10 protein-coding genes are annotated in these 12,334 nt (G+C 68.6%); 6 read left to right on the plus strand and 4 right to left on the minus strand.

Annotated features, from left to right (window positions below; genetic code table 11):
* Nucleotides 1-87 precede the first annotated feature (87 nt).
* The gene (locus tag AB4Z48_RS20365) at nt 88-780 is read left to right on the plus strand and encodes a FadR/GntR family transcriptional regulator (RefSeq protein ID WP_441617218.1); all 693 of its coding nucleotides are present in this window, start codon (nt 88-90) and stop codon (nt 778-780) included.
* A 50-nt stretch (nt 781-830) separates the two neighbouring features.
* On the opposite strand, the gene AB4Z48_RS20370 is transcribed toward AB4Z48_RS20365, so the two are convergent.
* Complete coding sequence (locus AB4Z48_RS20370) at nt 831-1,868, minus strand: AI-2E family transporter (protein WP_441617220.1); 1,038 nt, start codon at nt 1,866-1,868, stop codon at nt 831-833.
* A gap of 251 nt (nt 1,869-2,119) precedes the next feature.
* On the opposite strand from AB4Z48_RS20370, the gene AB4Z48_RS20375 reads away from it, so the two are divergent.
* The 3 genes from AB4Z48_RS20375 to eutC all read left to right on the plus strand — a co-directional run bounded on the left by AB4Z48_RS20375 (nt 2,120) and on the right by eutC (nt 4,632).
* Nucleotides 2,120-2,386: a hypothetical protein gene (locus AB4Z48_RS20375; RefSeq protein ID WP_441617222.1), complete on the plus strand. Its 267-nt coding sequence runs from the start codon at nt 2,120-2,122 to the stop codon at nt 2,384-2,386.
* A 9-nt stretch (nt 2,387-2,395) separates the two neighbouring features.
* A complete protein-coding gene (locus tag AB4Z48_RS20380; protein WP_441617224.1) occupies nt 2,396-3,778 on the plus strand; it encodes an ethanolamine ammonia-lyase subunit EutB in 1,383 nt (460 codons plus the stop codon).
* A 65-nt stretch (nt 3,779-3,843) separates the two neighbouring features.
* A complete protein-coding gene (gene eutC, locus AB4Z48_RS20385) occupies nt 3,844-4,632 on the plus strand; it encodes an ethanolamine ammonia-lyase subunit EutC (protein ID WP_441617226.1) in 789 nt (262 codons plus the stop codon).
* 33 nt (nt 4,633-4,665) lie between these two features.
* Here the strand turns inward: eutC and AB4Z48_RS20390 are convergent, their stop codons facing one another.
* The 3 genes from AB4Z48_RS20390 to pdxR all read right to left on the minus strand — a co-directional run bounded on the left by AB4Z48_RS20390 (nt 4,666) and on the right by pdxR (nt 8,907).
* Nucleotides 4,666-6,087 (minus strand): FAD-binding oxidoreductase, encoded by a 1,422-nt coding sequence (locus AB4Z48_RS20390; protein ID WP_441617228.1) that lies wholly within the window; start codon nt 6,085-6,087, stop codon nt 4,666-4,668.
* A gap of 105 nt (nt 6,088-6,192) precedes the next feature.
* Nucleotides 6,193-7,221, minus strand: coding sequence for an alpha/beta fold hydrolase (locus AB4Z48_RS20395; RefSeq protein ID WP_441617230.1), 1,029 nt, complete (start codon nt 7,219-7,221; stop codon nt 6,193-6,195).
* A gap of 87 nt (nt 7,222-7,308) precedes the next feature.
* Nucleotides 7,309-8,907, minus strand: coding sequence for a MocR-like pyridoxine biosynthesis transcription factor PdxR (gene pdxR, locus AB4Z48_RS20400; protein WP_441617232.1), 1,599 nt, complete (start codon nt 8,905-8,907; stop codon nt 7,309-7,311).
* Between the two features lie 177 nt (nt 8,908-9,084).
* Between pdxR and AB4Z48_RS20405 the strand changes: the two genes are divergently transcribed.
* Nucleotides 9,085-10,428, plus strand: a complete 1,344-nt coding sequence (locus tag AB4Z48_RS20405) for an ArgE/DapE family deacylase (RefSeq protein WP_441617234.1) — start codon at nt 9,085-9,087, stop codon at nt 10,426-10,428.
* 229 nt (nt 10,429-10,657) lie between these two features.
* Entirely contained in the window at nt 10,658-12,274 is a 1,617-nt protein-coding gene (locus tag AB4Z48_RS20410) for an ABC transporter substrate-binding protein (protein ID WP_441617236.1), read from the plus strand.
* Nucleotides 12,275-12,334 lie beyond the last annotated feature (60 nt).

Below are 12,334 nucleotides of genomic sequence, written 5' to 3' on the forward strand. Positions count from 1 at the left end.
CAAATTGGTTGGACCAGCCAGGCGGGGATGGCGACGGAGCGGGCAATGGCTGGGGGCATGCAGACACGCGGGCGCGTGGAACAGGTGATGCGCAAACTGGAAACGGCGCTGCTCGACGGCACTTGGCCGGCCGGCACGAGGCTGCCGGCCGAACGGGCGCTGGCGGAGCAATATGGCGTGGCCCGCAATACCATCCGCGAGGCGATCCAGCGGCTGGCCGCGCGCGGGCTGCTGCAGAGCCGGCAGGGCGCCGGCGTGTTCGTCACCGAGCAGCTGCGCGCGGGCATTGCCTCGCCGTGGCGCCAGCTGGTGGCGGACCACCCGGTGCTGCGCGACGATATCCTGGAGTTCCGCCGCGTGCTGGAAGGGGCCACCGCGTATTTCGCCGCGATGCGCGCCGACAGCGGCGACCTCAAGCGCATCCGCGGCCTGCTGCGCGCGCTCGAAACCTCGCGCGAGCAGGACGACAAGACCGCCGAGGCCGAAGCCGATGCCAAGCTGCACGAGGCCATCGCCCAGGCCTCGCACAACACCATGTTCCTGCACCTGCACACCAGCGTGATCGGCATGCTGCGCGAGCACATCACCATCAACGGCACCGGCCTGCGCGTCCAGGCCGAAGACGCCTCAGCGCTACTGCTGCTGCAGCACCGCACGCTGTGCGAGGCCATCCTCGCGCGGCGCCCCGAAGAGGCGCGCACGGCCATGCAGACACATATCGATTTCGTGCGCAGCCGGGTGGAGCAGGAGGGCGGGATGGACGAACAGGCAGGGAACTAGGTGAGGGGCGCCGGGCGCCAGGCACCCGGATTGGTCCTACCTCCGCCGCCTCAGATCAGCCCCTTGGCCGCCAGCTCCCGCTTGAGATAGGCATAGAAGATCGGCCCGGCGACCACGCCGGCGATACCGTAGATCGATTCCATCAGCAGCATCACGGTCAGCAGCTCCCACGCGGCGGCGTTGATGCGCGCGCCGATGATGCGCGCATTGAGGAAGTACTCGAGCTTGTGGATCACCACCAGGTAGACCAGCGAGGCGATCGCGATCGGCAGCGAGATCGACAGCGACGCCACCACGATGCCCGCGTTCGAGATCAGGTTGCCCAGCACCGGCAGGAGCCCCACCAGGAAGGTCAGCGCCACCAGCGTCTTGGTCAGCGGCAGGTGCACGCCACACAGCGGCAGCACCACCAGCAGGTAGACCGCGGTAAGCACGGTGTTGATCAGCGAGATCTGTATCTGGGCGAAGATGAACTGCGCGAAGGCCCGCTGCAGGTTGCGCGCGCGCTCCACCAGCGCGGTGGCCAGTGGCCGGCGGTTTGGCTTGGCAATGGCGCGGTACAGCGCCACCATGGCGCCGATCACCAGGCCGATCAGGATATGCGCCAGCGTGCGCAGCACCTCCGCGCCGAACTTCTGCGCCATCTGTGCATGCTCGCGCAGCCAGGCAATCAGCGTGTTGGCCAGTTCATCCACGCCGCGCGGCAGGGCATCGTTGACCCAGCCCGGCAGCTGCGCACGCGATTGGTCGATGATGTCGGCGGCGCGGATCAGCAAGGTATCGAGCCGGTTGGCGTCGCCGCCGACGAAGCGTATCAGCGCCCATCCGCCGAGCGTCAGTCCAAGCAGCGTGACGGCGGACAGGATCGCCACCGCCAGCGCGTCGTGCTTCTGGTGCAGGCCTACTAGCCTGGGGGCCAGCACGTCCACCAGCGAATACAGCAACAGCCCTGCGAGCAGCGCCGCGACCAGGTTGGCCTGCATCACCATCCAGAGCGCCAGGGCGCTCAGGACATAGGCGACCGTGCCAACGTTCAGCCACGCTGCTTCAGGCAGGCGGGGCAGGCGTGGCGGATCGGGTTGGTTCATCGAGTCTCCTGCATGGACGGCCGGGCCGCACGATCCGGGCGGCCGGCCATCTGTGGATGGTACGGCGCTCGATTGTCGGTCCGGCGGGCGGCCAAGGCAAGCGCGCTCGCGCGCGGGAAGCAAACTGGTCCGCTTCCGATGCGGATCGGCAGGGCCGCCGGGCGCGAGCCGGTCGCAGGTCGGGTTCCGGCGCGACAGTTGGCGGCGCGTTCGTCGACGTGGCTGGCGGCAGGGTGCCGGGGGAGGCGTTCATGACGAAGATTTGGGTACGCCAGGCAATCCCGGGTCAATCCTGGGTCAATCTCGGGCGTTGCGAGGTCCATTCCATCGGCGCCCGTCGCAATGTGCAGTTCCCGGGGCTCGACCCCAAGCTTGCCCCGACAGGCGTATATATTGTGTTCATGGGACTTGATATCGTGGGCTATGCGCATTGCCAGTGGCGCGTGCGGTTCCAGCTGGCGCATGGCGACCTGGCCGGCAGCGCCCCCGCCCCCGCCGCCACGCCGGCAACCGACTGAGACCCGATCATGGCCTTCACCCACACCGTCGCCTCGCGCCGCTACCTGTTCGGCGATCTCAAGACCTTGCTTGCCAAGGCCAGCCCGGCGCGCTCGGGCGACTACCTCGCCGGCCTGGCCGCCGCCAGCGAGGAAGAACGCATGGCCGCGCGCATGGCGCTGGCCGAGTTGCCGCTGACGCGGTTCCTGCAGGAAGCCCTGGTCCCCTACGAGGAGGACGAAGTCACGCGCCTGATCGTCGACCGCCATGACCGCGCCGCCTTCCGCGAGATCGCGGGGCTGACCGTGGGCGACCTGCGCAACTGGCTGCTGCTGCACCAGACCGATGCCGCCACCCTCGCGCGCGTGGCGCCGGGCATCACGCCCGAGATGGCCGCGGCGGTGAGCAAGCTCATGCGCAACCAGGACCTGGTGGCGGTGGCGCGCAAGTGCCGCGTGGTCACGCGCTTTCGCAACACCATCGGCCTGCCCGGCCGGCTCTCCGTGCGGCTGCAGCCCAACCATCCCACCGACGACCCCAAGGGCATCGCCGCCTCGATGATCGACGGCCTGATGTACGGCTGCGGCGACGCCACCATCGGCATCAACCCGGCCACCGACAACCTCGGCGCCATCGTCACCCTGCTGCGCCTGGTCGACGACCTGCGCTGCCGCTATGACGTGCCCACGCAATCGTGCGTGCTGACCCACGTCACCAACACCGTGCGCGCCATCGAGCAGGGCGCGCCGGTGGACCTGGTGTTCCAGTCGGTGGCGGGCAGCGAGCGCGCCAATGCCGGCTTCGGCGTCAGCCTGGCGTTGCTGGCCGAAGCGCACGACGCCGCGCAAAGCCTGGCGCGCGGCACCGTGGGCAACAACGTGATGTACTTCGAGACCGGCCAGGGCAGCGCGCTCTCCGCCAACGCGCACCACGGCGTGGACCAGCAGACCATGGAAGCGCGCGCCTACGCGGTGGCGCGCGCGTTCTCGCCGCTGCTGGTCAACACCGTGGTGGGCTTTATCGGCCCCGAGTATCTCTACGATGGCAAGCAGATCATCCGCGCCGGGCTGGAGGACCATTTCTGCGGCAAGCTGCTCGGCGTGCCGATGGGGTGCGATGTCTGCTACACCAACCACGCCGAGGCCGACCAGGACGACATGGACACGTTGCTGACGCTGTTCGGCGTGGCCGGCATCAACTTCATCATGGGCGTGCCCGGCGCCGACGACATCATGCTGAACTACCAGAGCACCTCCTTCCACGACGCGCTCTACCTGCGCGACACGCTGGGCCTGCGGCCCGCGCCCGAGTTCGAGGACTGGCTGCAGCGCATGGGCATCCTCGGCGAGGACGGCCGCCTGCTGGAGCTGGCCGAGCGCCAGCCGCTGCTGCAGCTCGCGCACGCCCTGTGAGCGCGGTCCCTCAAGCCCCTCACAAGCCAGCCATCTGTCAGCCATGATCCAGCCATGATCCAGCCATGAGCCGCAAACTGACCCAGCCCAATCCGTGGCAGCGCCTGCGCCAGTTCACCGCCGCGCGCATCGCGCTGGGCCGTGCCGGCAACAGCCAGACCACCGACACCGTGCTCGCCTTCGGCCTGGCCCATGCCCAGGCGCGCGACGCCGTGCACCTGCCGCTGGCGCGCGCCGACATCGAGCGCGCGCTGCACCAGGCCGGCTTGGCCAGCGTGCCCGCGCACAGTGCCGCCGCGGACCGCCAGCACTATCTGCGCCGGCCCGACCTCGGCCGCCAGCTCGACGACGAAAGCCGCGCACGGCTGGCGCAGGCGCGCCCCGCCGAGGTGCCCGACGTGGTCTTCGTGATCGCCGATGGCCTCTCCGCGCTGGCGGCCGGGCGCCACGGCRTGCCGCTGCTGCTGGCCGCGCGCGAGCGCCTGCCCGGCTGGCGCATCGGCCCCGTGGTGGTGGCCGAGCAGGCGCGCGTGGCGCTGGGCGACGAGGCCGGCCAGCTGCTCGGCGCGCGCCAGGTGGTGATGCTGATCGGCGAGCGGCCCGGGCTCAGCTCGCCGGACAGCCTCGGCATCTACCTGACCTACGACCCGCGCACGGGCCGCAGCGACGCCGAGCGCAACTGCATCTCCAACGTGCGGCCCGAAGGACTGCCCTATGCGCAGGCGGCGGACAAGCTCGCCTTCCTGCTGCGCGGCGCGCTGGCGCTGGGGCGCAGCGGGGTGGACCTGAAGGACGACAGCGGCGCGGCGTTCGTGACGGGGCCGGAATCGGCCGCCTTGCCGACACCCGAATGACGCAGCGCACATGCCGCCGCAGCCGCGACGCACTCAACCCGGATCGAACACCCGCCCCGGACTAAGGATATGGTTCGGGTCCAGCGAGCGCTTGAGCAGGCGCATCAGCGCCAGCTCCTCGGGCGAGCGCGAGCAATGCAGGTAGGGCTTCTTGTGCAAGCCGATGCCGTGCTCGGCCGAGATGCTGCCCTGGAACGCCTGCACCACGCCGTATACCGCATCGGAGATCTCGTGTTCGGGGAAGTCCGCGTCGGTGGCGCCGGGCAAATGCACGCTGACGTGCAGGTTGCTGTCGCCTACATGGCCGAAGTTGACCAGCTCGGCATCGGGCCAGGTGGCCAGCACGCGCACGCGCAGCGCATCGGCGAAGGCGCCGATGCCGCCGATCGGCAGGCTGACGTCGAAGGCGGCGTTGGGCGCCCACATCACCGGGAATTCGGCCACCGCGTCGCGCAGTTGCCAGAAGCTCTGCGCTTCCTTGTGGCTGGATGCCACCGCCGCGTCCTGGATCAGGCCGGCTTCCATCGCGGATTCCAGCATGCCTTCGAAGGCGGGCGCGTCCTGCGCGGCGTCGTTGCCTTGCAGGTCGAGCAGCACGTAGAAGGGATGGCCCGCCGGCAGCGGCGCGCGCACGCCGGGCACGCGCGTGGTGACCAGGCCGTAGAAATCGGCCCACATCACTTCGAACGCGCTGAGGCGGCCCGAGAGCTTGCGCTGGGCATGGCGCAGCAGGCGCACCACGTCGTCGTAGCCGGACAGCGCGCACAGCGCGGTCTGCGTGGCGGCCGGCAGCGGGGCCAGGCGCAGCACGGCGCGCGTGATCACGCCCAGCGTGCCTTCGCTGCCAATGAAGAGCTGGCGCACGTCGTAGCCGGCATTGTTCTTCTGCATCTTGTTGAGCGAAGACACCACGGTGCCGTCGGCCAGCACGGCTTCCAGCCCCAGTACCTGGTCGCGCATCATGCCGTAGCGGATCACGCGGTTGCCGCCCGCGTTGGTGGCGATATTGCCGCCGATCTGGCAGCTGCCGCGCGCCCCCAGGTCCACCGCCAGCAGCCAGCCGGCCGCGCGCGCGGCCTCCTGCGCCGCCTGCAGCGTGGTGCCGGCCATCACGGTCATGGTGCCGGCCTGGGCGTCGATCTCTTCCACGCCGCGCATGCGCTCGAGCGACAGCACGACTTCGCCGCCTGCCGGCGTGGCCGCGCCGGCCAGGCCGGTGAGGCCGCCCTGCGGCACCACGGGCTGGCGCATGCGGTTGCACAGCGCGAGCACGGCGGACACTTCGGCGCTGTTGCGCGGGCGGACCACGGCCAGCGGGGCGACCGCGCCGAGCGGTGCGTACCAGTCCTTGCGAAAGCGCGTCTCGATGGCGTCGCCGGTCTGCAGGCCCGCGGCGTCGAGCCGCGTGGTGAGTTCGGCCAGCAAGGAAGAGGCGATGGGAGCGGTGCTTGCCATATGCGGTGCGTGCGGAGGAGGAAGGTGCCCATGCTAGGCGAATGCGGCCCTGGCGTTAAGGGCCATTCGGCGCCGTGACGATGGCGCCATGGCGTGGTTCGCGGCCTACGCCGCCAGGAAGGCGGCGATCGTTTCGCGCAGGAAGGCGCGGTCCGCCGGAATATTGTGCGGGTTGCCGGCGCGATGCCCGTAATCGGACGGGATCGGGCGCAGCGCGGCCGTGCGCGCGCCGGTGAGCCGGGGCAATTCCGCCGCGTTGTCCTGCGCCTGGAAGTACGCATCGGTGCGGCCGGGCATGAGCAGCACGTCGGCGCGGATGGCGGCCAGCGAGCGGTCCAGGTCGCCGCCGAAGGCGTCGCAGCGGCTGATGTCGCCGTGCTGCCATGTCCACAGCTGGGCAAGCAGGTCGTTGGCGTCGCGGCGCGCGAAGTTGCTGTCCCAGGTGCCGGCGAGGAACGCCTCGAGCGATTCGAAGCCCGCCGCGCGCCACAGTTCGTCGCGGTAGAACGCGTGCGACAGGGCCCATCCCGCGTACACGCGGCCCATGGCGCGGTAGCCCGCGCGAGGCGGCGCGGCGAAGTGCCCGTCGCGGAAGGCTGGGTCGGCCGTAAGCGCGGCGCGCACGCCCTCGAGGAAGACCTGGTTGAACGGCGAGCAGCGCGCGCTGCCGCACACCACGGCGATGCGCCCGGCCATGTCGGCGTGGCAGGCGCCCCAGTGGTAGGCCTGCATGCCGCCCATCGACCAGCCGTACACCAGCGCGATGCGCTCGATGCCGAACACTTCCTGCAGCAGCCTGCGCTGCACGGCCACGGCATCGTGATAAGTGACTGCGGGGAACGTGCCCGGCGCGAACTGCGGCGAGTTCGACGGCGACGACGACAAGCCGTTGCCGAACAGGTTGGGGATGATGACGAAGTAGCGATCGGTGTCGAGCACGCCGCCCGGCGCGGCCAGCCACTCGGTATCGTAGTGCTGGGCGCTGAACGAGGTCGGGTAGACGATCACGTTGTCCTTGCGGGCGTTGAGCGTGCCGTAGGTCTTGTAGGCCAGCCGCATGCCGGGAAAGTCCCGGCCCGATTGCAGCCGCACGGTGCCCGCGTCGAACAGGGCGTAGTCTTCCTTGGCGTTCATGCCGGCCTCTCCGGATATGGATTGCTATGGATTGCTATGGATTGCATTGCGCGGCATGGCCGCGCGGTCGGCGCAGGCAGCGCGCGCTTACGCGCCGCTCCACGCCTCGCGGTTGATGGCCGCGGCCGGCGCGCGGCGTGGCGACCGGGTGCGCGCCAGGTGTTCCAGCGCGGGCTCGATCACTTCGGCGAGCTTGTGGAAGGCCGGTGCGATCTGGTCGTCCGGCACGCAGGCATAGCCCAGCAGCAGGCCCTGGCTGGTCGCTCGCGCGGGATCGGCGAAGTAGCGCGACAGCGGCCGCGTGGTCAGGCCCTGCGTGCGCGCCGCCATGCTGATGCCGAGATCGTCGGCGCCGGGCGGCAGGTGGATCACCAGGTGCAGGCCGGCTTCGTGCGTGGAGGTGGGCCAGTCCGCGCCGAGCCGCGCGGCGATCGCCTCGCGCAGCAGGCCCTGGCGCTGCGCGTAGCGCTGGCGCACGCGGCGGATGTGGGTGGCGTAGTGGCCTTCCTCGATGAAGTCGGCCAGCACCGCCTGCTGCATCAGCTGGCCCTCGCGGAAGAGTTCCGACAGCCCGGTGGCGAAATGCGGCGCCAGCGGCTTGGGCAGCACCATGAAGCCCATGCGCAGCCCCGGGAACAGCGTCTTGGAGAACGTGCCCATGTAGATCACGCGGTCGTGCTCGTCCAGGCCCTGCAGCGAAGCCAGCGGCCGTCCCTCGAAACGGAACTCGCTGTCGTAGTCGTCCTCCACGATCCACGCGCCGCGCTGGCGCGCGTATTCGAGCAGCATGCGCCGGCGCGACAGGCTCATCACCATGCCCAGCGGATACTGGTGCGACGGCGTGGCGAAGATGAAGCGCGGCGGGTTCTGCAGCGTGGCCGCGTCCGGGGCGATGCCCTCGCTGTCCACCGGCACCGGGATGGTCTCGATGCCGGCGCTGGTGAGCAGGCTGCGCGTGCCCCAGTAGCCGGGATCCTCCATCCACGCCTTGTCGCCGGGATCGCCGAGCAGCCGCGCGATCAGGTCGATGGCCTGGTGGATCCCGGTGGTCAGGATGATCTGCTCGGGCTCGCAGCGCACCGAGCGCACCAGCCGCAGGTGCTCGGCCAGCACGCGGCGCAGCGGCATATAGCCACCGTTGTGCGCGTAGGTCAGCAGTTCCGGCTTCGGCGCGCGCCAGTGCTTGTTGAGCAGGCGTGCCCAGACCGCGTGCGGAAACAACGAGACATCGGGCACGCCCGCGACAAACGCGCCCCATTGCCGGTCCGATGCACCGGAATGCGACACCAGGTGCTGGCCGCGGCGCGACAAGGCGAAACGGTTCGGGTTTTGCTGCGGTGCGGGCACGGCGATGGTGCCATTTCGCGCCCTGCCGTTGTGCAATGCACTATGGTCGGGAAAACTCTGCGACACAAAGGTGCCACTTCCGCTCGATGCCGTGACGTAGCCTTCGGCCAGCAGTTGTTCATAGGCGTACAGCACCGTGTTGCGAGAGACGCCGACTTCCTTCGACAGGAGCCGCGACGCCGGCAGCTTGCTGCCCGCAACCAGCGAGCCAGCAAGGATTTCCTGGCGAATGATCTCGTACAGCTGGCGGTTCATGTGCGTGCCGTTCTTGTCATCCGCACCATTTGCGGGCCGCTCCATACGCTGCAGCAGCAGCTCGGACAGAATCGTCTCTTTCAAAGTGGCCCCGGCTAAAAAGCGATATATGGACCTACCTATGGTACCAATGATCGGCTAACTTTCCACACATCTTGTTGGGTTCGTCGTTTTTCCAGCGACGTCTTGCCGATTCGGCTGATTCGATCCCCCTCCGGAGGCGCCCCCCTTGCGCACCCCGGACCAGTCAGTGGAGCCACCATGCAACGTACCGCCGGCAGTGCCGCGATGTCCGCCACGCCCGATCTTCCCGCGCTGACCACCGACGATATCGCTGCCGCCGTGCGCGCGCTCGAGCCGTACATGGTGCGCACGCTGTCGGACTTCGTGGCCGCGCCGAGCCCGTCGGGGCAGGAACAGCCGGCCGTGGCCTTCATGGAAGGCGCGCTGCGCGAACTCGGCCTGGAGTCCGAGCGCATCTACCTGCGCAGCGAAGCGCTCAAGGACCTGCCGCTGTTCTCTCCGCCATGTTGCCCGGACGGCGGCCGCTACAACCTGCTCGCAACGCACCGGCCGGTCGCGAAGGGCGGGCGCTCGGTGCTGTTCAACGGCCACCTCGACGTGGTGCCGACCGGCCCTGAATCGATGTGGCGCCAGTCGCCGTTCGCGCCGTTCGTCGAGGACGGCTGGCTGTTCGGCCGCGGCGCGGGCGACATGAAGGCCGGCATCATCTGCACGCTGGCCGCGTTCAAGGCGCTCAAGGACCTCGGCGTGCAGCCGGCCGGCGCGGTCGGCTTCAACTCCGTGCTGGAAGAGGAAAACACCGGCAACGGCGCGCTGGCCACGGTCGCGGCCCTGCGCAGCGCGGTGGGCGCGGGCAAGCTGGCCGCCTTCGACGCGGTGGTGATTCCCGAGCCGCTGGGCGAAAACCTGATGAGCGCGCAGATGGGCGTGTTCTGGATGTTCGTGGAGCTGACAGGCCACCCCGCGCATGCCGCCTACATGACCAGCGGCGTGAACCCGGTCGAGGCCGGCATCGAAGTGATGGCGGACCTGCGCAAGCTCGAGGCCGAGTGGAACCTGCCCGAAAACCGCCCGGCCGTGTACCGCGACCACGCGCACCCGATCAACTTCAACCTCGGCCAGATCCACGGCGGCGAATGGAATTCGTCGGTGCCCTGCACCTGCACGCTGGGCGTGCGCATCGGCTTCTACCCGAGCATGGACGTGGCCGACGCCAAGGCGCGCGTGGAAGCCTGCGTGCGCGGCACGCTGGCGCGCCTGGCCAGCAACCTGCAGCTCCATATCCGCTACGAAGGCTTTCATGCCCCGGGCTGCGAGTTCGACCTCGACGTGCCCAGCATGCAGGCGCTGGCCGAAGCGCACCGCAAGGTCAACGGCGAGGCGGTGCGGCGCGAGGCCACCACCGCCACCACGGACGCACGCCATTTCCGCCTGATGCTGGAGACGCCGGTGACCTGCTACGGCCCGCAGGCCCGAAATATCCACGGCATCGACGAGTCGGTTTCCATCGAGAGCATGGTGCGCGTGGCCACCACGCTCGCGCAGTTCATGCACGACTGGTGCGGCGTCGAACCTGCCTGAGAGGTCGCTTCAAAGAGATCCTGGCGTCGTTGCGCGGCACGGCAGGTACCGCTTGTTCTGCTTGTACTGCCTGCGGCCGCGCCCCTTCGCTTCGCTTTGAAGCCACCGCCCTGCACCGTCGGGCAAAGATAAGTAGCCAATGAAAGTCGTAGTCACGGCAGTCGCAGCAACGCGTCCTTCGTACCTTCCGTATCCGCAGAGCACGATCACTACCACAGGAAACTGACCGATGAAATCCTTCACCCAACACCTGAAAAAGAGCTTTGGCAAAAGCCTGGTGTCGATGGCGCTGGCCAGCGCCGGCCTGGCGCTGGCGCCGGTCCTGCTGCCGGCGGGCAACGCCGTCGCGCAGACCGCGGGCGGCACCTTGTCCGGCATCGTCCAGCCGGAGCCGCCGATCCTGGTGAGCGCGCTGAACTCGCAGGCGCCCACCCAGTACATCGCCGGCAAGATCTACCAGGGCCTGCTGACCTATGGCCCGGACCTCAAGCCGCGCGCCGAGCTGGCCAAGTCGTGGAAGATCTCGGCGGACGGCCTGACCTACACCTTCGAGCTGCAGCAGGGCGTGAAGTGGCATGACGGCAAGCCCTTCGGCTCGGCCGACGTGGTGTTCTCGATCGACAAGATGCTGCGCGAGGTGCATGTGCGCACGCGCGCGGTGCTCAACAAGTACGTGGACTCGATCCGCGCGGTGAACGACAGCACCGTGGAGATCAAGCTCAAGGAACCGTTCCCGCCGTTCATCTCCATGTTCGAGACCGGCACCATGCCGATGATGCCCAAGCACATCTACGACGGCACCGACTACCGCAACAACCCGGCCAACCAGAAGCCGGTGGGCACCGGCCCCTTCATGTTCAAGGAATGGAAGAAGGGCGCCTACATCAAGCTGGCCAAGAACCCGAACTACTGGAAGAAAGGCAAGCCCTACCTGGACGAGCTGGTGTTCTACGTGATCCCCGATTCGGCTTCGCGCGCGGTGGCCTTCGAGAAGGGCGACGTGCAGGTGCTGCGCGGCGGCGACGTCGACAACGTGGACGTCAAGCGCCTGCGCGCGCTGCCCAACGTGGAATACACCACCAAGGGCTGGGAGATGTTCTCGCCGATGTCGAGCCTGCTGATGAACGAGCGCAAGCCGCCGTTCAACAACGTCAAGGTGCGCCAGGCGGTGATGCACGCGCTCAACCGCAAGATGATCGTGGACAACATCTTCTTCGGCATGGGCAAGCCGGCGGTGAGCCCGTTCGCCTCGGCCACGCTGTTCTTCGACAAGAACATGCCCGCCTACGACTTCAACCTGAAGAAGGCGCGCGACCTCATCAAGGAGTCGGGCGTCAACGTCGGCCAGTACCCGGTCAAGATCCTGTCGACCTCCTACGGCGCCAACTGGGACCGCCTCGACGAGTACATGAAGCAGATGCTCGAGCAGCTCGGCTTCAAGGTCAGCATCGAGTCGGCCGATGCCGGCACGTGGTCTGCGCGCGTCAGCAACTGGGACTTCGACCTGACCGCCACCTACACCTACCAGTACGGCGATCCGGCGCTGGGCGTGGAACGGCTCTACGTGACCAGGAACATCGTCAAGGGCACGCCGTTCGCCAACGTGCAGGGCTATAGCAACGCGCAGGCCGATACGCTGTGGGCCCAGGCCGGCGTGGCGCTGGACGCGGGCGAGCGCCAGAAGCTGTACAGCGAAGTGCAGAAGATCCTGGTGACCGAGGTGGCCGCCGGCAACCTGTTCGAGCTGGAGTTCCCCACGCTGTACCGCAAGAACGTCAGGAACCTCGTGACCACCGCGATCGGGCTGAACGAGTCGTTCGACAACGTTTCCATCGAGAAGAACTGAGTCGTCGAGTTGTATGGCGGGGCGGTCCCGGGTTCTGCGCGAATCCGGGCTCGCCCCCCG

This window comes from Cupriavidus sp. 2TAF22, from assembly GCF_052115045.1.
Classification (GTDB): domain Bacteria; phylum Pseudomonadota; class Gammaproteobacteria; order Burkholderiales; family Burkholderiaceae; genus Cupriavidus.